This window comes from Streptococcus sp. A22, assembly GCF_043674215.1.
Lineage (GTDB): Bacteria > Bacillota > Bacilli > Lactobacillales > Streptococcaceae > Streptococcus > Streptococcus suis_V.
In genome coordinates this window covers 18,897-39,831 of the sequence record NZ_JBIMJQ010000004.1, presented here as the reverse complement: position 1 = coordinate 39,831, position 20,935 = coordinate 18,897, and the positions used below count along the sequence as shown (strand labels likewise).

Annotated in this window: 21 protein-coding genes and 1 pseudogene; 10 read left to right on the top strand and 12 right to left on the bottom strand. The window is 44.3% G+C overall.

The features are described from left to right. Positions 1-2 precede the first annotated feature (2 nt). The 4 genes and pseudogenes from ACHBHN_RS02490 to ACHBHN_RS02475 form a co-directional block, all read right to left on the bottom strand. The gene (locus tag ACHBHN_RS02490; protein WP_105122655.1) at positions 3-779 is read right to left on the bottom strand and encodes an alpha/beta hydrolase family protein; all 777 of its coding nucleotides are present in this window, start codon (positions 777-779) and stop codon (positions 3-5) included. Positions 780-836: 57 nt separating this feature from the next. Next, on the bottom strand, positions 837-2,498 hold the full coding sequence (locus tag ACHBHN_RS02485) for a ribonuclease J (RefSeq protein WP_105122654.1): 1,662 nt from the start codon (positions 2,496-2,498) through the stop codon (positions 837-839). A gap of 185 nt (positions 2,499-2,683) precedes the next feature. Continuing rightward, a pseudogene (locus tag ACHBHN_RS02480) lies at positions 2,684-3,117 on the bottom strand (YbaK/EbsC family protein). Between the two features lie 152 nt (positions 3,118-3,269). Beyond that, a complete protein-coding gene (locus tag ACHBHN_RS02475; RefSeq protein ID WP_105122293.1) occupies positions 3,270-5,960 on the bottom strand; it encodes an SEC10/PgrA surface exclusion domain-containing protein in 2,691 nt (896 codons plus the stop codon). A gap of 338 nt (positions 5,961-6,298) precedes the next feature. On the opposite strand from ACHBHN_RS02475, the gene ACHBHN_RS02470 reads away from it, so the two are divergent. The 7 genes from ACHBHN_RS02470 to ACHBHN_RS02440 all read left to right on the top strand — a co-directional run bounded on the left by ACHBHN_RS02470 (position 6,299) and on the right by ACHBHN_RS02440 (position 11,853). Beyond that, on the top strand, positions 6,299-7,114 hold the full coding sequence (locus tag ACHBHN_RS02470) for a Cof-type HAD-IIB family hydrolase (protein WP_105122294.1): 816 nt from the start codon (positions 6,299-6,301) through the stop codon (positions 7,112-7,114). Between the two features lie 9 nt (positions 7,115-7,123). Next, positions 7,124-8,344, top strand: a complete 1,221-nt coding sequence (gene pepT, locus ACHBHN_RS02465; RefSeq protein ID WP_105122295.1) for a peptidase T — start codon at positions 7,124-7,126, stop codon at positions 8,342-8,344. A 130-nt stretch (positions 8,345-8,474) separates the two neighbouring features. Continuing rightward, a complete protein-coding gene (locus ACHBHN_RS02460; protein ID WP_105122296.1) occupies positions 8,475-8,873 on the top strand; it encodes a DUF5684 domain-containing protein in 399 nt (132 codons plus the stop codon). Between the two features lie 150 nt (positions 8,874-9,023). Next, positions 9,024-9,341 (top strand): PadR family transcriptional regulator, encoded by a 318-nt coding sequence (locus ACHBHN_RS02455; RefSeq protein ID WP_044760760.1) that lies wholly within the window; start codon positions 9,024-9,026, stop codon positions 9,339-9,341. After that, positions 9,338-10,405 carry a DUF1700 domain-containing protein gene (locus ACHBHN_RS02450; protein WP_105122297.1) on the top strand — a complete coding sequence of 356 codons (1,068 nt, stop codon included), beginning with the start codon at positions 9,338-9,340 and terminating at the stop codon, positions 10,403-10,405. The genes ACHBHN_RS02455 and ACHBHN_RS02450 overlap by 4 nt, the downstream gene beginning before the upstream one ends. Positions 10,406-10,415: 10 nt before the next feature. Then, a complete protein-coding gene (locus tag ACHBHN_RS02445) occupies positions 10,416-11,000 on the top strand; it encodes a DUF1700 domain-containing protein (RefSeq protein WP_105122298.1) in 585 nt (194 codons plus the stop codon). Next, the gene (locus ACHBHN_RS02440; protein ID WP_394733572.1) at positions 10,987-11,853 is read left to right on the top strand and encodes a DUF4097 family beta strand repeat-containing protein; all 867 of its coding nucleotides are present in this window, start codon (positions 10,987-10,989) and stop codon (positions 11,851-11,853) included. Before ACHBHN_RS02445 ends, ACHBHN_RS02440 begins: the two co-directional genes overlap by 14 nt. Positions 11,854-11,891: 38 nt before the next feature. On the opposite strand, the gene ACHBHN_RS02435 is transcribed toward ACHBHN_RS02440, so the two are convergent. Both ACHBHN_RS02435 and ACHBHN_RS02430 read right to left on the bottom strand, forming a co-directional pair. Next, positions 11,892-12,251, bottom strand: a complete 360-nt coding sequence (locus ACHBHN_RS02435) for a DUF1304 domain-containing protein (RefSeq protein ID WP_105111845.1) — start codon at positions 12,249-12,251, stop codon at positions 11,892-11,894. A gap of 21 nt (positions 12,252-12,272) precedes the next feature. After that, positions 12,273-12,698, bottom strand: coding sequence for a MarR family winged helix-turn-helix transcriptional regulator (locus tag ACHBHN_RS02430; RefSeq protein ID WP_105122317.1), 426 nt, complete (start codon positions 12,696-12,698; stop codon positions 12,273-12,275). Between the two features lie 159 nt (positions 12,699-12,857). Here ACHBHN_RS02430 and ACHBHN_RS02425 point away from each other — a divergent pair, with 159 nt between their 5' ends. Genes ACHBHN_RS02425 through ACHBHN_RS02415 form a run of 3 tightly spaced genes read left to right on the top strand, consistent with a single transcriptional unit; the run spans position 12,858 to position 15,315 of the window. Beyond that, the gene (locus tag ACHBHN_RS02425; protein WP_394733571.1) at positions 12,858-13,613 is read left to right on the top strand and encodes a threonine/serine exporter family protein; all 756 of its coding nucleotides are present in this window, start codon (positions 12,858-12,860) and stop codon (positions 13,611-13,613) included. Positions 13,614-13,616: 3 nt separating this feature from the next. After that, complete coding sequence (locus ACHBHN_RS02420) at positions 13,617-14,069, top strand: threonine/serine exporter family protein (protein ID WP_105160123.1); 453 nt, start codon at positions 13,617-13,619, stop codon at positions 14,067-14,069. Between the two features lie 52 nt (positions 14,070-14,121). Then, positions 14,122-15,315, top strand: coding sequence for a cation diffusion facilitator family transporter (locus tag ACHBHN_RS02415; RefSeq protein ID WP_394733570.1), 1,194 nt, complete (start codon positions 14,122-14,124; stop codon positions 15,313-15,315). A gap of 45 nt (positions 15,316-15,360) precedes the next feature. Here the strand turns inward: ACHBHN_RS02415 and ACHBHN_RS02410 are convergent, their stop codons facing one another. The 6 genes from ACHBHN_RS02410 to ACHBHN_RS02385 form a co-directional block, all read right to left on the bottom strand. Then, entirely contained in the window at positions 15,361-16,191 is an 831-nt protein-coding gene (locus tag ACHBHN_RS02410) for an amino acid ABC transporter substrate-binding protein (protein WP_394731391.1), read from the bottom strand. A 20-nt stretch (positions 16,192-16,211) separates the two neighbouring features. Next, on the bottom strand, positions 16,212-16,844 hold the full coding sequence (locus ACHBHN_RS02405; RefSeq protein ID WP_105111848.1) for an amino acid ABC transporter ATP-binding protein: 633 nt from the start codon (positions 16,842-16,844) through the stop codon (positions 16,212-16,214). Between the two features lie 9 nt (positions 16,845-16,853). Further along, a complete protein-coding gene (locus tag ACHBHN_RS02400; RefSeq protein ID WP_105160121.1) occupies positions 16,854-17,495 on the bottom strand; it encodes an amino acid ABC transporter permease in 642 nt (213 codons plus the stop codon). Positions 17,496-17,643: 148 nt separating this feature from the next. Next, complete coding sequence (glmS, locus tag ACHBHN_RS02395; protein WP_105111850.1) at positions 17,644-19,455, bottom strand: glutamine--fructose-6-phosphate transaminase (isomerizing); 1,812 nt, start codon at positions 19,453-19,455, stop codon at positions 17,644-17,646. Between the two features lie 187 nt (positions 19,456-19,642). Beyond that, a complete protein-coding gene (gene lepB, locus ACHBHN_RS02390) occupies positions 19,643-20,185 on the bottom strand; it encodes a signal peptidase I (protein ID WP_105122302.1) in 543 nt (180 codons plus the stop codon). A gap of 52 nt (positions 20,186-20,237) precedes the next feature. Beyond that, the gene (locus tag ACHBHN_RS02385) at positions 20,238-20,855 is read right to left on the bottom strand and encodes a GDSL-type esterase/lipase family protein (protein WP_105122303.1); all 618 of its coding nucleotides are present in this window, start codon (positions 20,853-20,855) and stop codon (positions 20,238-20,240) included. Positions 20,856-20,935: the final 80 nt, after the last annotated feature.

Genomic DNA, 20,935 nt, shown 5'->3' with positions numbered 1-20,935 from the left:
GCTTAGGATAGTCTTTCCTCCAACTCAAAGTCAATCGGCAGCCATTGGAGGACGTACTCGATTTGCTGGTTCCAATAGTGCCACTCGTGCTTACCAGGTCCCTTACTAGCCTCGATGTCCAAGCCCATCTTTTTCAAATCAGCAATAGCCTTCTCATGACCTGCAAAAAGAAAATCTTCCTCTCCACACCAAGCGTAAAACTTGGTTTTCTTATCTGACTGCTTGGCAATCTCTGTCAAATTATTTGGATTCTTAGCATTATGAATGTCTCCGAACACACCCGTCCAGTAGGCTAGATTTCCCAAATCAGCCGTCCCTTCATTGTCAAAATCAAAGGCCAGGGCACCAGAAAGCGAGGCCGCGTATGAAAAACGGTTGGTAGACAGGGCAATCTTGAAGGAACCATATCCGCCCATGGACAGACCAGCAATGAAGTTTTTCTCCCGCTTGTCGGACATATTTGGAAAGAACCGCTTGAGAACCTGCGGCAGTTCAATGGCAATGGCATCGTAATAATTCATGCCGTAGGTCGTATTAGTGTACCAGCCCTTGTCCGTATTAACCATGACAACGATGAGATTGGTATAGCGTACCAATCGTTCTATGGTCGAGCGATTGAGCCAGGAATCCTGATTGCCACCCATCCCATGCAAGAGGTAGAGGACTGGGATATCCTTATCATCAGGATTAGGTATACGATTGCGGTCTGGATAAATGACATTAACCTGCCGTGACATATCCAAGGCCTCCGAATGATATTCAATTTTCATAATAGCCATTTGCTTTCTCCTATTCTAAAGAGCCAGTTTGGACTGGCTCTCATCACTTATTTTCTCTTATTTTACTTCCATAATCACCGGCAAAATAGCTGGGCGACGTTTGGTTTGGTCAAAGAGGAATTTTGCCAGGTCATCGCGGACAGTTGCCTTCAGTTCTGACCAGTCAAAGCTATCCTTGGTGAAGTAGTTTTCCACGCTGGCATTGACCAAATCAGATGCCTCACGCAGGATGTCCTTGCTCTTCTTGACATAGACAAAGCCACGGGTATTGACCCTCGCCTTAGAAATAATGCGTTTCTCACGGCGATTGACCGTCAGAGCCACGATGAAAATACCGTCCTCTGATAGGATTTTACGGTCACGGAGGACCACATTTCCCACATCTCCCATGGCATTACCATCAATCATAATATCCCCTGCTGGAACGGCCCCACTGTGGACAAAATCACCATCCTCATAGGCCATAACATCACCACGTTTGACGATGATAATATTTTCTGGATACATGCCAATTTCCAGCGCAGCCTTGGCGTGGGCGTTGAGTTGGCGATACTCACCTTGAATCGGGAAGAGATACTTGGGTTTCATGATATTGAGCATGAGCTGCAAATCACGCGCATTGCCGTGACCAGACACATGCAGGTTCTTGGCCACAGACTTGACGGTGCCCCCCGCCTTATAAATCATGTTTTCCACACGGGCTACAACCGCTTCCTTAGAAATACTTGGCGTCGTTACGATATAGACCAAATCGCCGTCCTTGATCTCAACATAGCGGTGACGTCCGATTGACATTTTGCGTAAACCATTGAGGGGCTCACCCATACGACCAGTTTCAAGAATAATCAGCTCATGGTCCTCATACTTGTTCATGTCCTTAGGCTTGACCAAGAGACGCTCGCTGACCAACTTCAATTTTTTCAGGGAAATAGCTGTGCGGACAATATTTTCCACGTCATGACCAGTCAGAACGACACGACGACCTGTCCTATCAGCTGCATCGAAAATTTGCTGGATACGGGTAATATTGCTGGCCACTGCTGCTACAATGATACGACCTTCCCAGTCGGAAATGGTATTGTAAATTTCATTGGCCACCTCTTTCATGCTGGCCACCTGAACCTTACTATCCGCATTGGCAGAGTCAGAAAGTAGGGCCAAGACACCCTCGTTACCAATCTCAGCCAAGCGACCAAAATCCGTCTGGTAGAGCTTATCAGCTGCCTGGTCAAACTTGAAATCACCAGTATAGACGATATTGCCCTGGTCAGTCTTGATGACCACACCCAAACTCTCAGGAATGGAGTGGGTTGTCTGGAAGAAGGATACAACCGCATCACCAAAATCAATCTCCGTATCTGCATCGATGACATGGAAATCATTGAATTTTTTGGTAGAATTATTGTTTTTAACAATCAATTTTGCCAATTCCACCGTTAAGTGTGAACCGAAAACCGGTACCTTCACTTTTTCCAGCAGGTAAGGCAGGGCACCAATGGCATCCGCATGCCCGTGGGACAAGAAAACGCCAGCCACACGCTGTTTGTTTTCTTCCAAATAATCAAAGTTTGGCACGACCACGTCCACACCCAGCTGTTCATTTTCAGGATATTTGGCTCCGGCGTCCAATACAAAAATATGCTCATTGACTTCAGCGATGTAGAGATTTTTTCCATTCTCACGTACACCACCGAGCGCCATGATTTTTATGCTACTCATCTTTTCTCCTTTGGGGCAATCATACCTGCCCAGTTTATTTTTTCATACCAACGGTCCTTGCCTCCTCACAGTTCAGACGCAAGTCGAATTACAGTCTGCTACACATGTAGCTGTCATTTCTATTATACAATTTTTCAGGAAAATTTACAAAAAACTCTGCCGATTGTTGACAGAGCTTTATTATCCTATGGCAGGTCGACGATTTGGATATCAAAACCCAAACTTTCTACAAAAGCAAGAACATCCTGGGTTGCCACAAAAATTGTCTTGGTATTTATATTTGGATGAAATGTCAGAATCTTTTCTGTCAAGATTTCCCTATCAAAATAGACTTAAATATCTTTATGGGGATTATTGAGCAAACAAAAAATGGAAACTGTCCCCGCAGGCAATCGCATCTTTTCCCAGAGACTGTCGCTTGAATCCATGCAAATGCGGTTGGCACCAACCATTTCCTTAAAGCCTCCATGTCCAGCTGTTTCTGGTCGTCCATAATCAAGAGATAAAAGGCCGTCTTTTTCTTATTGGTCAAAAACATGGACTTGGTCCGCACACCTTCCATTCCCTCAATATAATAATCAGCCTCCTGGGTTGTCAGGGCAGCAGGATGCTCAACCATACCATAAGAAATTCCCAACTGCTTTAATTTTTAAACCAGTTCTTCATACATAAGGACACCTCTTTTTCTCTATGTTGATATTTTATTAGAGAGTATATGTTAATTCAGTAATAAGAAAAAGAGAATCAAATTGATTCCCTTAATCATGAATATTAGATTTCATCGCGTTTCTTTTTTGCGAGTCCAAAAGTAAGTCCCATTGACATCATACCAACAACTGCCATGATATCTGAATTTACTGATGATGTTTTTGGCAATGTTTTTTCAGATTCTGACTTAGCAGAATTTGATTGGCTTGTGCCTTGAGCAGGAGCAACATCCGCACTCAAAGAAGTAAGGTTAACAGTTCCAGCTGAACCATTTACACCCGCAGCACCGGCACCACCAGCAGCTGCAACTCCTGAACCTTGAGGAATATTTGAGCCTTCCGTTGGTGTATTTCCTAGATTTGTAGGAGATACTAGAGTAGTAAGAATAGGAAGTTCACCTTCTGGCAATGCGTCAGCTGTAGGAGCTACCGCTGGTACAGCAACAATTGTTCCATCAGGAAGCTGGAAGATATTGTTCCCAGTTGCCAAGCGGTACAAGTTGAGCAGGCGAAGATACTCTTCTTTTGCTTCAACAGTCAGAGCAGTTTTATCCTTAAGAATATCATATTGTTCAACCAAGTCTGCTTTTTGCTTCAACAAGAGACCAGCCAAAATAGATTTCTGTGTCTCTAGTCGCTCTTTATCTGCAATCAAGGTTGTTGCATTTGCAACCAATTTCTCTGTCTCAGCAATTTTCTCTTTCAAGCCAGCAATTCTAGCATGAATTTCGACTAATTTGTCTCTGGCAGCCGTTTCAGCTTCTACTGACTTGTTATAGTCTTCTTGAGCTTGAGCAACTTTTGCCACCCCTGCTTTTTGAGCCACAAGCGCTTTAGCAAGTGCTGTTTGAGCTTGTCCTTGTTTCGTTAGGAGTTGTTGGTTCTGTGCAGTAAGCGAAGCTAAATTCTTCTGAGCAACTGTCAACTGATACTGAGTCTGCTCAAGTGTAGCCTTCGCTGTTGCCAAGCTATCCTTAATTGTTTGCAAACGATTTTGAGCCGTACGAAGTGTTTGATTCGCTGCAACAACAATAGGTGCAGATGCCAAGTTAGTACTTCTCAAGTTAGACAATTTTGTCTCGAGAGTTTTAATTTCTGCCTTGAGCTTGTTAATCGCATTTGTGTTGTCAACTGTTGTGCTAGTAGTACCTGTAATTGGCGTCTGACTAAAGTTTGAACTTACAATATTCGACGAAGGAATCATGTAAATTTGAGTCTGCGTAGCCTTGGTACTGCGGAATTGACTTGAGGCTACTCGAGATGTGGCACCAAGATAATAAGTATCATTGCCTGAATTTTGCAGGAGCGAAATCGTATGACCGAAGTTAGAACCTTCATCGTTAAAGAGCATATAAACCAATGAGTTGTAGAAGAGCCCTTTTAACTGATCGACTGTTGTAGCATGTCCAAAGTCCCCCAAGGACTCGTAGCCACGATTATCGGAAGATTTAAGACCACTTGCTGTTGCTGCGGAACCAATAGCTGAGAAATCATGGATAAGTGTACTTAAACCTTTGCTATTGTAAGCACTTGCAACACGCTTAGCAAAATCTTGGGCTGAACTTGTCACAGCAACTGATGCTAAACCCAGTTGTGTCCGAACCCCATTCAATATCTCTGCTGTAAACTGTGCAATCTCATTTTGGACTTCCTTGGTAAGGTTAGCCGGGTCAATTGTACGAGTTTTATCTGCTGCAATTGATTGGTAGGTGTTCACACCGCTTCCGCCCCATTGAATACCATAAGTTCCTTGTTGACTGGCAACTACAATTTTTGATTTATTTTGATTTACAACACTAGTGAAAGCTGGAGAGCCTGTATAACCAGCATTCTCAATTTGTTTAAGAGCAGGGTAGGCTGTGTTGATGTAAGAGCTTGGCAAGGTAATCTTATTGCTACCAACTACAGATTTAACCGTATTTGTTGTCGTCGTAGTTGTTGCTGGTGTATTTGCCAACTCCGTCTTCTTAGCTGACAATTTTGCATTGACTTGACTGATTTCTTTATCTAAGTCTTGCTTAGCAGTTGTTTGTGCTGAAGTCAGCGCCTTTTCAGCATTTGTAACAGCAGTTTCATTTACTTTGACAGCGTTCTCAAGGCTTGAAACTTGCTGAATCTGCTTTGCTTCAGTTGTTTTGAGATTGTCTACTGCTGTTTGAGCACTTTCAAGACCAACTTCAGCTAAGTCTGCTTTAACATCAGCAAGAGCTGTTTCAGCATCTGCCACTACTTGATTAGCTGCTACTTCGCCAGCTTTAGCTGTTGCCAAATCAGTTGCCTCAGTCGCCACAAGTGATTCTGCGGTTGCAATAGCTGTTTCAGCAGGAGCAATCGTTGCTTCCTCGCTAGCAATTTTTGATTCAGTTTGCTCGATAATCTGAGGAGCATTCTCAATAATCGTTTGAGCACTATCAATTGCAGCAATCTCACTATCAATCTGGTCCAATTGTGCCTGAGTGCTGTCCATTTCCGCAGTTGCAGTTGCCACAACTTCTTCTTGGGCTACTTGCTCAGCTTCAGCTGCCTTATAAACGTCTTCAGCAGCGATAACCTCTTCCTCTGTTACTGGTGAAGCTGTTTCACTACTTGTAGAATCGGTAGTGGTTGTTGCATCTGTTGCTTCTGTAGTTAATACCTGATCAGCTACTGGCTCTGCCGGCACGACTACTTCACTAGCTTCTACTGCTTGTTGTCCTAGGACAGCCAATGTTGTTGCAGCAGCAAAACCTGCTGTTTTTGCAATCTTCTTCGTCATTCGTTTCTCCTACATTCTTAGCATGAGTTTAATATAAAAACATATTACAGTTGAGTCATTATTATACTCGCTTCTTTATTCTAACCTTATTTGATAGCATTTGCAAGCTCCGACAGGTATGTTTCCCCTTATTTTTATTTACTTTTTTAAGCTAACTTCATCAAGTCCTTTACCCGCTTGGATTTCTTCAAAACATTAAGTTTTTGTTACAGATTTGTCAAAAATATTTCTAGCAAAAATAGGGAAATTTTCCTGATTATTTTTTGGATTCTTCCACTATTGATTCCGACTTTTTTCAATTTATGCTATACTAATATCAGAACTATACGGAGGTGCCTATGATTAAACTAATCGCCCTTGATATGGACGGAACCCTGCTTAATGAGAAGAAGGAATTGACCCAGCCACAGATTGATACCATCCACCAGGCCGTTGCTGCTGGTGTGACCGTCGTACTCTGCACAGGTCGTCCCCTGGTCGGTGTCAAGCCTTTTGTGGAACAGCTGGGCTTTGACCAAGAAGACGAGTACATCATCGTCAACAACGGTTGCTCGACCCATTTGACTAAGGATTGGAGTCTGATCGACTGGGAGGAGCTGACTCAGACAGACTTGGACTACCTTGACACATTTACAAATACTGATGAGGTTCAACTCACACTCTTCGACGAAGACCATTTCTTTGTCGTTGCACAAAAAGCAAATGAAACCGTTATTCATGATGCCAGTCTGGTTGGGATGACACCTATTTCCATCGACCTAGAAGAAGCAAAATCTGGCAAACACCGCTTCTTTGAAGCCATGTTTGTCGGTGAAAAAGAGGCCATTGATGCTTTTGAAAATACCCACAATCCTGTCCTCAGCCAGAAATATTCGACCGTTCGCAGTCAAGAATACCTGCTGGAAATCCTGCCAAACGGTGCTAGCAAGGCCTCTGGACTGAAAAAATTGGCTGACCGTCTAGGAATATTGCCTGAGGAAATCATGGCTGTTGGCGATGCCAATAATGACTTGGAAATGATTGCCTTTGCAGGACTGGGCATTGCCATGGGAAATGCGAATGAGCAAGTCAAGGCCATTGCCCAAGATATCACCGACAGCAATGAAAACAACGGTGTGGCCAAGGCCATTGAAAAACACATTTTGAACAAGTAAGGAGACCACATGAAATACCCAACACTACTCGAACGATTTTTAGTCTACGTCAAAGAAAATACCCGCTCTGACGAGAACTCAACCACCACTCCATCTACTCAAAACCAGGTTGAGTTCGCACAGAATATACTTCTGCCTGAAATGGAACGGATTGGCTTACAGAATGTCCACTACCTGCCAAATGGCTTTGCTGTAGGAACACTCCCTGCCAACGACCCAAGTTTGACACGTAAGATTGGTTTCATTGCCCACATGGATACGGCTGACTTCAACGCAGATGGTGTCAACCCACAAATCATCGAAAACTACGACGGTAACCCAATCGCTTTAGGAACTTCTGGCTATGAATTGCATCCAAAAGACTTCCCTCAACTTGCCAACTACCAGGGTCAAACCCTGATTACCACAGATGGTACAACCTTGCTAGGCTCTGATGACAAGTCAGGAATTGCAGAAATCATGACAGCGATTGAATTCCTAGTCCAAAACCCTGATATCAAGCACTGCGAAATCCGTGTCGGTTTTGGTCCTGACGAAGAAATCGGTGTCGGTGCAGACAAGTTTGACGTGGAAGACTTTGATGTGGACTTTGCCTACACCATGGACGGTGGACCGCTTGGTGAACTCCAGTACGAAACTTTCTCAGCAGCTGCTGCCAAGATTGACTTCCTAGGACGCAATGTCCACCCTGGTTCTGCTAAAGACCAGATGATTAACGCCTTCCAGATGGCTATTGATTTCCACAATGCTCTTCCTGAAGCAGACCGCCCTGAGAAAACAGAAGGCTATGAAGGCTTCTTCCACTTGATGAACATGGAGGGCAGTGTCGATACTGCTTCTACCACCTACATCATCCGCGACTTCGAGGGAGAAGACTTCCAAGCCCGCAAACAGCTCATGCTGGACATTGCTGATAAAATGAATGACAACTTTGATACGCCACGTGTCATTGTCAACTTACATGACCAATACTACAACATGAAGAAAATCATCGAAAAAGACATGACTCCAATCAACATCGCTAAGGATATCATGGAAAATCTGGGTATCAAGCCACTGATTGAGCCTGTTCGTGGAGGAACAGACGGCTCTAAGATTTCCTTCATGGGCATCCCAACGCCAAATATCTTCGCAGGTGGTGAAAATATGCACGGCCGCTTCGAGTTCGTCAGCCTCGAAACCATGGAAAAAGCTGTTGATGTAATTTTAGGAATAGTAGCATATAAATAAACAATTTGTTCAGACTTTCAATTGAAGGTCTGATTTTTTCTGAAAATCTTTCGTAATTTTTGAAAAACCACTTGTATTATTGAACTAATACTGTTATAATAGAACCATCAAAAACAAATGGAGTTTTATTATGACAGAAGAAACATTTGCGCAAGGTATTTTAGTTGGACTTTGGGGAGCCGGTATGATTTTTTCACTCATTTGGTATGTCCTCGTAACTATTTCCAACTTCATCCTCTTTAAAAAAGCCGGCTATGCTGGTTGGAAATCCCTCATTCCTTTCTACAACCTTTATATCCAACAATGCATAACATTCGGCAAGGACAAAGGCTGGTTTATCCTCTTCCTACTCATCCCACTCGCTGGACCACTTTATGGCATTTATTTGACTTACTGCTATGGTAAAGCATTTGGTTTGTCTGATATTCAAGCCATCTTCTATGTCTTGTTTACACCACTTTTCAATGTCTACATTGCCTTCAATGACGGAAGCCGCTACCAAGGTCCACAAACTTTCTTTATCGACTAATATCAAATGAAGCAACTTTTCCAATTTGGAAGGGTTGCTTTTACTTTTTTAAAAAATATATAAAAAATTTATATAATTACTTGATTTAAGTAAACGATAGGTATATAATTTATATATAAAATAATTACATAAAGATAAAGAGGTGATTTCATGTACTACCCCGTATCCTCTATCTTGATTGAATTTCTGATCTTGGCCATCGTAGAGAAACAAGATTCTTATGGCTATGAAATCAGTCAAACCATCAAGATAGTTGCTGATATAAAGGAATCCACGCTCTACCCTATCTTGAAGAAACTGGAAAAGGCGGGCTACGTCACCACCTATACCCAAGAATTTCAAGGGAGAAAGAGAAAATACTATACCATCACACCTGCTGGACGTGAACATATCCCCTTCCTGCAAGGTGAATGGAATAGCTACAAAGACCATATCGACGGAATTATAGAAGGGAGCCTACGAAAATGACACGCGCAGATTATTTGAACCAACTAGAACAAGCACTCAACAAACTCAATCCAACCGCCAAACAAGAGGCCCTGGACTATTTCCAAGAATACTTCGACGACCGAAATGATGACCAGGCGACTATCTCAGAGCTAGGCGATCCGATCTCTGCTGCTCAGGAAATCATAGCTAACCTGCCTGAAGATGCCCTGATAGAGAACCAGGAGCCACCACGTGTTGATTTGACCTGGGACTGGAAGAATTTTTTCAAGAACTTCAGCTTCAAGGACACCAAGCCCCTCGACTTTGAGACTGTGGAGACCCCTTTGCCAAACTTCCAACGCCTTAACCTCCAGCTGGAGGACCAAACCTTGATAATTGAGAGCTGGGACAAGGACTCCGCCAGCCTCCTCTCCCCCGCCTCTCTTGATGGCAACTACCAGCCCTTTACCTTCTGCCTGGATGGCGACACACTCCTCCTTTCTTCTATGGAGATACCAAAGGGCTTTGGGATGGCTTACTCAGACAGCAGACAAAAAACTGTCCTCAAACTTCCCCAGAAACCTGCCCTGCACACAGCAGATGTTCGTTTGACCGATGCCAATCTGGTTATCAACAACCTGACTGTGGACCGCTTAACGGTAACAGAAACCAGCGATAGCAATCTCTCCTTCAAGCACATCACTGCCCAAAACTGGATCATGGAGGCAAAAGACATCAACCTTACGTGCAAGGATTCTAGTTGTTCAACCCTTGACTGGCAGACAGCAGATTGCAACCTCATGTTGACAGGTCTGAACCTCGGCAAGGGGCATGTGGAGATTGCGGATTGTCACCTTTCAATGAACCAATCCACCTGGCAGGGAGAACTTGCCCTTGAAATCGAAGATTCTGTGGTCACCTTGGGCATGTCCCAAAAGAGCAATCTTCTAGCGGAAACAGACGATAGCCTGCTCCATTTGCCTCAGGAAATTGCTGCTCACCTAGAACGTGACGATGATTGGCTCCACCTGGAATACCTGCTGGAGGGCATCACCCCTACTCTGATTTTGGACGCAAGCGATTCCAGTATTACTGTCAAATAAGGAGAAAATGATGACACGCGCAGACTATATGAACCAATTGGCTGGCTATCTCAAACGCCTGCCACAAGAAGATTTCCATGATGCTATGGAACATTTTAATGAATACTTTGACGAGGCTGGACCTGAGAACGAAGACCAGGTCATCGCAGAATTGGGCAGTCCCAAGCATGCTGCTAGTGATATTTTAGCCAATCTCTATGATAAAGAAGTCAGTGGAGAAAAGCCTAGCACCAGCAACCGTCTACTTCTGGTAACCCTGTCTATCTTGGCTGCTCCCATGGGCTTGATTCTGGGTCTGGTGGTCTTGGCTCTCTTTGTGAGCCTCATCCTCCTCGTCCTAGCCCTGGTTCTAGCCATGGCCAGCCTCTGCATCGCCCTGATTAGCCTAGGAATTTCCGGCTTTCTATCAGCCTTTGAACTCTTTACCACTGCTATCAGCTCAGGCATCCTGGTCACCGGCCTAGCCTTGATTGGAATAGCTCTGGGAATTTTGGGCATCAAGGCGACCATTTTTATCGGCCACAAGCTCCTGCAGGCCAGCCTTCACTTTATTCAACAGTTATTGCCGAAAGGAGACCGCTATGAAACAGCTTAAATCCAGCACACGCTACACTCTCATTACCCTAGCAACTGGCCTCCTTCTGTCCTTGCTGGGTCTCCTACTAGGTGGCTGGCAGGAAATCGGAAATCACCTAGATAATTCCTACCAGGTCCAGCAGGTTGAATTTGACAACTTGCAAAAAATCAATAGCTCCACCAATCTCACAATCTCTACAAGTGATGTCGAAAAACCGACCCTCTATTTTCAAGTCAGCAAGAAACAGGGCAGTCCTATTGTCTACGAGCTGATAAATGGCAGTCTGACCATTGAAGATAATAACGACCAGGGGTTTCGCTATGACGGTTTCCTAGAAGGGATAAAAATGCTCCAAGAGAACCAAACCCAAACCCAAACCCAAACCTACACCACACCGACCCTGCTCTTGCCAGCCGGTAGCCACTTGGATGAATTGACCGGCGGACTCTTTGATGGAAATGCCAATCTTGAAGATATGACCGTTGACAAACTGGATATTTCTATCAACAACGGTAACTTCTTGGCCAAAAAAACCACCATTCACTCAACTAACATCGTAGTCTGGGATGGAGATATTGATTTGCAGGAAGTAAAACTAGAAGATGTGGAAGACTCAAGTAGTGACCAGCTCAACCATTTGACCGTAGAAAATGGCAACATTCGCGCCACTGGGCTGCAAGTCATCGGCAACTATGATGTCTTGGCCTACGACGGTGACATTGACCTGACCATTCATAAGGAAAGCCTGAAGGATCTTGCAATCGAAGAACTTTCTGCTGATGAAGATAGCGAACAAACCACTCATGGCAATCCAAATGCAAAAAACAAGTTGACCCTGCATAGCCAAAATGGCGACATTTATGTTCAGTAAGAGTACACGAAAAGCCCTCCAGCTCGGGGGCTTTTTGACTACTTAAATATCAAAAGTGACAAGAGGGTCAAAATGGCTGGACCTCCTTGGCTCAGGATAATTTTAGGGCTTGAAGTAATCGCACCATAAGCAGCTGCGCCGATAACATAGAGGACAAATATGGTCACAATTTCAAGATTGCCAGTCACAATTCCATAAAGTAGAAAAAGGGCCAGCAAGCCATTGTAGATTCCCTGGTTTTTGAACAGGGTGGTTACAGACTTGCGTTGCAGCTCGTCCTTGGCCATATTAAAGACACGGCTGGTCGAGTCCGAATGAGTAGCAAAAGTTTCCAAATACATAATGTACAAGTGTTCCAATGCTACGATGGTAGCTAAAATAGTTGTAAAAATAGACATGCTATATCTCCTTAAGAATAGTTATAGAGGGAGGTCTTTCAAGCCTGCACTTAGCTTGGTCAGAATCTGCTGAAATTGCTCCACTTGGTCAGCTGTTAGGATATGTTCCATAGCCCGTTTGACCACCACATGCTGGCTGGGCGGGCTATCAATCAAATCCTTCTGCGCTTTCTTGGTCGGGTAAACCAAAATTTCCCTCTGATTGTCAGGGTTTCGCTCACGACGGATGTAGGCCGCCTCTTCCAAAATTTTCAGATGCCGGCTAATGGCTGCGCGGTCAATTCCAAGCCTCTCCTGCAAGGCTGTTTGGTAAAGCGGTGCCTCCTCTAGCAAAATCTGAAGAATCCGATAACGGGTCAGGGAAATCCCCAACCGCTTTTCAAATAGATTGGTAATGGTCTCTTCGGTAATTTTCAGCTGGTAAAGTACCTCTTCCATGCTTGACATGACTTCTCTCATTTGTTGATTTGTCAATTGTTGACCAGTCAATTGTACTACAATCCGAATATTTTTCAACTATTTTGCTCATTATTTATAAAAATCCTTCTTCCCAGAGCTGATTTTGATATAATAAACTAAAACATCAAGGAAAGAGCTAGGGATGAAATGGAACAAAAAGAGCAAGACCTGGTCATTGACGTGCTTATGCTGGCCGGTAGCATCTTACTCCAAAGCGGGGCGGAAATTCATCGGGTGGAGGATACCATGATTCGCATCGCCCATTCTCAAGGGATAATGGATGCCAATGTGCTGGCCATTCCAGCGGCCATTTTCTTTTCCATTGACCACACCAACATTTCACGGATGAAGAGAATTGTCTCCTCCAGCTACAATATGCAGAAGGTCTGCGATGTCAATCAAGTCTCTCGTTCGCTGGTTGAAGGCCAGATTAACCTTGAAGAGGCCTGGGAAATTCTGTCTGCTATCAAACTGGAAAAAGCACCTTACACGACTGGCCAGCTGATTTTGGCGGCTATTTTTGCCGTTCCCTTCTTTACCCTTATGTTCGGCGGCTCCGCCTGGGATGCTTTTTGCTCTGCTGCTGCGACCGCTCTGGCCTTTCCCCTCTCGCTGCAGATTGAGAAATTTATCGGCATTGCTTTTGTGACTACCTTCTGTGGAGCTCTGCTATTTTCCCTAACCGCCTATCTACTAGAGAAATACACCAGCCTGGCTATCAATCCCAACCTTATCAATGCTGGTGCTGTCATGCCCTTTGTGCCTGGTATCACCCTGACCAATGCGGTCCGAGATCTGATGACCAACCATATCAATACCGGCATGACCAAGCTCTTTCAAACGGCTCTGATTATCCTGTCCCTGGGTGCAGGGACCACTGTTGCACTCTTACTCGTGGGGTAACTTATGAATTTTTTACTACAAGCTGTAGCTTCTTTTCTAGCCATGATTGCCTTCATGGTCATCCTCAATGTTCCTAGGAAACTTCTGGTTCCCGGAGGACTTCTAGGAATGTTTGTCTGGCTCCTCTATCTCCTACTGCAGGGACCAACCAATCCGCTCATTGCCACTTTTTTGGCAGCGGTAATCGGCTCCATGATTAGCCAGGTCATGAGCATCCTACTCAAGACACCCTCTATCATTTTTTCTCTGGCTATCCTGGCTCCCCTAGTCCCTGGCTATCGGTCCTATATGACAACGACCTATTTTGTTTCTGGAGATTATGCCCAAGCCCTTGCCAATATCACCAGTGTCCTGACCCTCTGCCTCATCATTCCTATCGGCATGGCCAGCGGTACCGTACTCTTGCAAGTGTACAGAGCCATTCAAAAACGCTGGTACCAGACACCGACCACCTAGATTGAAACTAGGTGGTTTTTTTGGTACAATATTAGCTTAAAAAGGAGACCAGATGAACAATCAACCGACAAGCAATCTCAAACTAGCCGAACGTGGCGCACAGATTTCCATTTCAGCCTACATCCTCCTATCCGGGCTCAAACTAGCTGCTGGCGAGCTCTTTCATTCCGATGCACTTCGAGCCGACGCCTTCAACAACCTCTCTGATATCATCGGAAATGTGGCCGTGCTGATTGGCTTGAAAATGGCCCAAAAACCAGCTGATAGAGACCATAAGTTTGGCCATTGGAAAATGGAAGACCTTGCTAGCCTGATTACCTCTTTCATCATGTTTATGGTTGGTTTTCAGGTCCTCTATTCAACCATTGAAAAACTCCTGAGCAAGGAAGTGGTTCAAGTCGATATGCTGGGTGCCCTGGTGGGTATTTTCTCAGCCCTGGTCATGATTGGGGTCTATATCTATAACAGCAGACTGGCTAAAAAAGTCCATTCCAAAGGACTTGAAGCAGCTGCCAAGGACAATTTATCCGACGCAGTTACGTCAATTGGAACTTCCGTTGCTGTCTTTGCTGCCGCCTTCAACCTCAGTATTGTTGACAAGGTTGCAGCCATCGTCATCACCTTCTTCATCCTGAAAACGGCCTACGACATCTTCATGCAAAGTTTCTTCAGCCTATCTGACGGTTTCGATGAAGAATTGCTCCACAAGTACGAAGAGGATATCCTCAAGCTCCCCAAGATAGTCTCCGTCAAGTCCCAGCGAGGCCGAACCTACGGCGCCAATATTTATCTGGATATTGTCTTGGAAATGAATCCTGACCTTTCTGTTTACGAAAGCCATGAAATCACCGAGCAGGTCGAGCAGCTCCTGATTCTCAAACATGGGGTCTTCGATGTAGACATCCATGTCGAACCCTCTGAAATCCCCCACGATGAAATCTACGAGCATGTCTACGACAAACTCTTCCGTTATGAAACTGAAATTCAGGCCCATGCACCAGGCTATGAGGACTTGATTGACCCAGCCTATCTCCTGATTGATGCCAAAGGACGTTATCATGACAAGGATGGTATGCTGGAACAGCACCAGGTCCATTCCACCTACTTATCCAACTATCAGATGACATCTGTCAGTCAAAAATCCAAACTGGTCACCTTTGAAATCGGTGACTATGTCCACACCTCTCTCTGGCGCCGCCACGAAGAATGGACAGTCGTCTTCCATCAGATTTCTAAAAAACTGTAAAGAAAAAAATTCTCAGCCAAATGACGGTTGAGAATTTTTATTTGCTTAGTTTTTCACAGCATCAGTTGCCACATCTTCTCCGAACCATTTTTCAGAGATTTCCTGGAACTTACCTTCTTTATAAAGCTCTGTAAAAGCTTTGTTGATATTGTCTACCAAGGTCTTGTCTGACTTACGAACACCAACACCGAAGGCCTCGTTAGCATAGCCAGCATCAATGATATTGTAGTCATCAATGATACCTTCTTTTTGCAGATAGTAATTGGCATACACACGGTCAATCAAGAGCCCGTCGATACGGTCATTTTTCAAGTCGATAAGGGCCTCGTTGAAGGTCGCATACTGACTAGCATCACCGTCTTTTACCAGGTCCTTAAGAATTTCAGGCTGAGATGTAAATGCATAATAACCTGCAGAACCTGCTTGAGCACCGAGAACCTTGTCCTTCATGCCAGCTGGATCAGCAATAGAAGATGATTTCTTGGTCACCAAAACTTGCTGGTTGTCCATGTATTCATCAGAGAAAAGAACTTTTTCCTTGCGTTCATCTGTAATGGAATAGCCATTCCAAATCATATCAATATTGCCGTTATTGAGCTCTGTCTCTTTCAAGTCCCAGTCAATCGGTTGCCAATCAATCGTAATACCGTATTTTTCAAAAACAGCTGTTGCTAATTCGATGTCAAAACCAGTGTATTGACCGTCTTTTTCTTCAAATCCCATTGGGACAAAGGTCTTATCAAAACCAATGGTCACTGACTTGTCTTTTTCATAAGTAGACCAATTGTCTGACTCTGTAGTAGAACTGCCTGAGCCACAGGCTGCAAGGGCCAAACTTGTTACAAGAGCTGTTGCTCCAAGAATTATGTTTTTCATTTTCACCATGTCTTACCTCTTTAATGCTTCGGTTCAATCTTGATAATTTCATCTGCGATATTTTCAGCAAACTGCATATCGTGGGTTACCACAATCTGCGTGATTCCTGTCGCACGGTTTTCCAAAATCAGCTTTTCAACTTCTTTTCGTAGCTCAGGATCCAATGCCGAAGTCGGCTCATCGTAGCCAATAATCTCAGGATCAATCATCATGGCGCGAGCCAGGGCCACACGCTGCTTCTGCCCTCCTGATAGAGAATAAGGATAGGCTGCTGCGTGGTTGGCCAGGCCTAGTGTTTCCAGAAGTTTACGAGCCTTGTCTTCCGCCTCTATAGCCGACATATTTTGTGTCTTAATAGGGGAGAGGACCAAATTTTCCAATACTGAAAGGTGGGGGAAAAGCTGGAAATCTTGGAAAACAAAGCCCAGCAAATGTCGTTTCTCCAATTCCTCAACTGGCAGTTCTTGACCATTGTAAATCAGAGTACCTTCATCAATGGTCTCCAAACCTGCCAGCATACGGAGAAGCGTAGTCTTACCGCCACCGGATTGACCAACAATGGCGACAATTTTCCCCTCCGGGATGACCAAATCATAGTTGGAGAAAATCTGCTTGTTGCCAAATCGTTTGGATAGATTGCGTAATTCTAACATGACTTCCTCCTATTTGTAGTAATCAAATTTCTTTTCAACCTGTTTAGAAACCAGCGTAACCGCTCCAATCATGAGCAGGTAAATAGCCCCTGCAATAAACATAGGTGCTAGACTAGCATCACGGTTGGCAGCAGTTCGACTGACCAAGAGCAAGTCACTGACTCCCAGGGCGTAGACCAGAGAGGTATCCTTGACCAGGGTCATGACTTCATTGAAGACACTTGGTAGGACAATCTTGACAACCTGGGGCAAGACGATGTAGCGAATAGTCTGAAGAGGTGTAAATTTCAAGACCTTAGCCGCCTCATACTGACCAGCTGGGATAGCCTCAATTCCTCCACGGAAAATCTCAGAGAAATAAGCCGCATAGTTGAAGGTAAAGGCAGTAATCACCGCTGGCATCCTGTCAAATGTAATCCCCACACTCGGCAAGACGTAGTAGACAAAAATCAATTGCAGGAGCAAGGGAGTCCCTCGCATAATAAGTACATAAAAATGCAAGAGCCACTGCAAGGGCTTGAATTTGATTTGCATGAGGAAGGCAAAGACAGCTCCCAAAGGCAAGGACAAGACTAATACTAAAACAAATACTTGTAAGGAGACTAAAGCACCATCCACCAAGGGGGGCAAGACTTCCAAAATATAATCCATAAACATCTCCCAAAAGAGTTATTATCTTATCTAGTATAGCAGAAAATTGGGCGATTTGAAAGAAATTTGTCAGAATTTTTCATAAATTTCACATAAAAATCGAATATTCATGCAAAAATCCACCAAATTTACAGGTGGATTTGCAAGCTTATTCAACTGTTACTGATTTCGCCAGGTTACGCGGTTTGTCCACATCCAGACCACGTTGGAGCGTCGCATAGTAGGCAATCAACTGGGTTGGGACAACCATGGCAATGGTAGACAAGAATGGGTGAACACTAGTCACTGTGAAGTCATCTTCTTCCTTGGCAATGGCCTCATCAACGATGGTCATGACATGGGCACCACGCGCCACCACTTCCTGGATATTTCCACGGGTGTGGCTGGCCAGATGAGGATTATTTGAAATCAAGGCCAAAACCGGCACACCGTCTTCAATCAGGGAAATGGTACCATGCTTGAGCTCTCCAGCAGCAAAACCCTCACACTGGATATAGGAAATTTCCTTGAGCTTGAGAGCCGCTTCCATAGAAACGTAATAGTCGCTGCCACGTCCGATATAGAAGGCATTTCGAGTTGTACCAAGTAGTTTCTCCACTTTCTCAGCAATAATATCTTTTTCTGATAAAGTAGCCTCGATAGACTGGGCAACAATGGACAATTCGTGTACCAAATCAAATTCCTTGGCATAGGTATTTCCATTGGCATCCCCAACAGCCTTGGCCAAGAAAGCTAGAGTTGCAATCTGAGCAGTATAGGCCTTGGTCGAAGCAACAGAGATTTCTGGACCAGCATGGAGCAACATGGTGTAGTTGGCCTCACGAGACAGGGTAGAGCCTGGAACGTTTGTCACCGTCAAACTTGGAATGCCCATTTCATTGGCCTTAACCAAAACCTGACGGCTATCCGCTGTCTCACCAGACTGGCTGATGAAGATAAAGAGGGGCTTTTGGCTCAAGAGCGGCATATTATAACCCCATTCAGAAGAAATCCCCAGCTCAACTGGTGTATCCGTCAACTTCTCCATGAAGTCTTTTGCGGCAAATCCTGCGTGGTAGGAAGTACCAGCTGCTAGGATATAGATACGGTCAGCATCTTGTACTGCCTTGACAATCTCCGCATCAACTGTTACTTGTTCATCAGTATTTGTGTATGCGCCAATCAATTTACGCATGACAGCTGGTTGCTCATCAATTTCCTTGAGCATGTAGTAAGGATATGTTCCCTTACCGATATCAGACAGATCAAGCTCAGCAGTATAGCTTCCACGTTCGATAGCATTGCCGTCGTAGTCCATAACTTGAACACTGTCTTTTTTCACGATAACCAATTCTTTGTCGTGAATTTCCATATATTCACTGGTTTCACGAATCATAGCCATGGCATCGGAGCAGACCATGTTGTAGCCATCACCCAGACCAATCAAGAGTGGTGATTTATTCTTAGCAACATAAATCGTATCCGCATCTGTCACATCAATCAAAGCAAAGGCATACGAACCTTGGATGATATGAAGTGCCTTTTTGAAAGCCTCCAAAGTTGACAAGCCTTCTGAGGCAAATTGTCCAATCAAATGAACAGCAATTTCAGTATCCGTTTGCCCTTTAAAATCATGGCCTGCCAGGTAGTCTGCCTTGATTTCAGCATAGTTCTCAATCACACCATTGTGGACCAGAATATGGCCAGCTGTTTGGGATGTATGAGGGTGGGCATTGTTTTCAGTTGGCTTGCCATGGGTAGCCCAGCGTGTATGGCCGATACCAGCTGTGCCATCTGTCTTATCCCCTACCTTAGCGGAAAGTTCTGCAATACGACCCACAGCCTTAACCAGGTGGTCTTCTGAACCACCGGTCACAAAAATACCAGCTGAATCATAACCACGATATTCCAATTTTTCCAAACCTTGAATCAAAATATCTGTTGCGTTTGTATTTCCAACAACACCAACAATTCCACACATATCCTATCACCTCGGTGTTCGCTCCACCGACTTTCATTCATTTTCAATAAATTGGTCTAGTCATATTTTCTACTAAAAAGACCGGTAAAAACAGTATATAACAGACTTATAAACTTGTCAATCATTAAATTGGTATAGTCAACTTTTAATTTTCGATGAAAGTTCTTGAAAATAAAAGAACCAACCTCTATTGGGTTAGTCCTGTTTCAATAAAGCCAAATTCTGACAAGGGGCTGATTCTAAAGCTCAAGCGCCCTATAATGTCACTCTGATCAATCAAACCAAAGCTGCGGCTATCATTCCGGTCCATTCGATTATCATTTAAGACCAGAATCTTACCTTTGGGAATAACCTGAAACTCCCCGCCTGTTAGGGTTTCAATCGTCAAGTCTTCCGTATAATACTCCTGCTCCGGGATAAGCTCCAAATAATCCTCACGCACAATCTTTTGGTTGCGGTAGAGAACATTATCTAGATAGGTCGCTGTTTCCTCTTCGAGGGCGATAATCCTGCTAACATGTTCCTTGCCCTCGTGTTCGTATAGGACAAATTCCCCATGCTTGAGTTCTGTATTCTTTAGGGCGATAATGACATCATTTCGCTTAATGTAGTCATTGGCCATGGTTGAAGTAATACGCACTGGTTCAAACAACCATACCCTCAGCCCAATAATTCCTAAAATCAGCAATACCAACAATAAGAGTTGGCGAAAAAGGTCTCTCTTTACCATAATCTCTCCAATCTCTATTAGTATAGCATATTTTCATGAAAATACTTGACATTTACCCTTGGAGGTGACGATAAATTTCCTGGGCAATGACCTGATTGCCCAGCGGACTGAGATGAAGGCCGTCGCTATAGTACTCCAATTTCCCCTTGGTTATGGGATAGAGATTGATGACCGGCAGGCCCAGCTCCTGACCGATTTGAGGAATGATAGCCTGCAACTCTTCCTCGATAATCTGATTATTGAGGCCGAAGCGGCTGGTTGGCACGAAAGGCGGGATAACCAGGTAGACGTCTGGCTGGCTGGGCAAATTCATATAACGCTCTGCCATTTCCTTATACTCTCGCTGAAAGCCTTCCTTGTTCCAGTAAGGTCCCCGGCTATCATTGCTACCAATCATGATGATGACGATGTCAGCCTCGCTCTCCAAGGACAGTTGGGCATTTTCTTCCTTAAAATAGGGAAAATCTGCTGTCGATTGGAGGGAACGGCCGCTAAGACCGAAGTTGGACACCTGGTAGTGGTGACCCAATTGTTCAGCCAAAATAGACGGATAAGCATCCTTTTCACGATTGTCCAGCCCATAACCATAGGTCAGACTGTCTCCCACTGTTGCTACTTTGACGGCTCCGCTCCCAAGCGTCAGAACCTCTGGATACATAATATCAGACACAATCTCTCTCCTTGATTTCTAGATTCTATTGTAACATGGGGGAAAAAATAAATAAACTCCTGAATTTGTGATATAATGAA

Excerpts from the sequence above, each read along its gene's own strand:
- ACHBHN_RS02435 (WP_105111845.1), bottom strand. The coding sequence starts at position 12,251 with ATGTCTATTTTTACAACTATTTTAGCTACCATCGTAGCATTGGAACAC.
- ACHBHN_RS02445 (WP_105122298.1), top strand. The coding sequence starts at position 10,416 with ATGACACGCGCAGACTATATGAACCAATTGGCTGGCTATCTCAAACGC.
- ACHBHN_RS02400 (WP_105160121.1), bottom strand. The coding sequence starts at position 17,495 with ATGGATTATATTTTGGAAGTCTTGCCCCCCTTGGTGGATGGTGCTTTA.
- ACHBHN_RS02475 (WP_105122293.1), bottom strand. The coding sequence starts at position 5,960 with ATGACGAAGAAGATTGCAAAAACAGCAGGTTTTGCTGCTGCAACAACA.
- ACHBHN_RS02415 (WP_394733570.1), top strand. The coding sequence starts at position 14,122 with ATGAACAATCAACCGACAAGCAATCTCAAACTAGCCGAACGTGGCGCA.
- ACHBHN_RS02455 (WP_044760760.1), top strand. The coding sequence starts at position 9,024 with ATGTACTACCCCGTATCCTCTATCTTGATTGAATTTCTGATCTTGGCC.
- lepB (WP_105122302.1), bottom strand. The coding sequence starts at position 20,185 with ATGGTAAAGAGAGACCTTTTTCGCCAACTCTTATTGTTGGTATTGCTG.
- ACHBHN_RS02425 (WP_394733571.1), top strand. The coding sequence starts at position 12,858 with ATGGAACAAAAAGAGCAAGACCTGGTCATTGACGTGCTTATGCTGGCC.
- ACHBHN_RS02485 (WP_105122654.1), bottom strand. The coding sequence starts at position 2,498 with ATGAGTAGCATAAAAATCATGGCGCTCGGTGGTGTACGTGAGAATGGA.
- ACHBHN_RS02490 (WP_105122655.1), bottom strand. The coding sequence starts at position 779 with ATGGCTATTATGAAAATTGAATATCATTCGGAGGCCTTGGATATGTCA.
- ACHBHN_RS02430 (WP_105122317.1), bottom strand. The coding sequence starts at position 12,698 with ATGTCAAGCATGGAAGAGGTACTTTACCAGCTGAAAATTACCGAAGAG.
- ACHBHN_RS02470 (WP_105122294.1), top strand. The coding sequence starts at position 6,299 with ATGATTAAACTAATCGCCCTTGATATGGACGGAACCCTGCTTAATGAG.
- glmS (WP_105111850.1), bottom strand. The coding sequence starts at position 19,455 with ATGTGTGGAATTGTTGGTGTTGTTGGAAATACAAACGCAACAGATATT.
- ACHBHN_RS02405 (WP_105111848.1), bottom strand. The coding sequence starts at position 16,844 with ATGTTAGAATTACGCAATCTATCCAAACGATTTGGCAACAAGCAGATT.
- ACHBHN_RS02410 (WP_394731391.1), bottom strand. The coding sequence starts at position 16,191 with ATGAAAAACATAATTCTTGGAGCAACAGCTCTTGTAACAAGTTTGGCC.
- ACHBHN_RS02420 (WP_105160123.1), top strand. The coding sequence starts at position 13,617 with ATGAATTTTTTACTACAAGCTGTAGCTTCTTTTCTAGCCATGATTGCC.
- ACHBHN_RS02440 (WP_394733572.1), top strand. The coding sequence starts at position 10,987 with ATGAAACAGCTTAAATCCAGCACACGCTACACTCTCATTACCCTAGCA.
- ACHBHN_RS02450 (WP_105122297.1), top strand. The coding sequence starts at position 9,338 with ATGACACGCGCAGATTATTTGAACCAACTAGAACAAGCACTCAACAAA.
- ACHBHN_RS02460 (WP_105122296.1), top strand. The coding sequence starts at position 8,475 with ATGACAGAAGAAACATTTGCGCAAGGTATTTTAGTTGGACTTTGGGGA.
- pepT (WP_105122295.1), top strand. The coding sequence starts at position 7,124 with ATGAAATACCCAACACTACTCGAACGATTTTTAGTCTACGTCAAAGAA.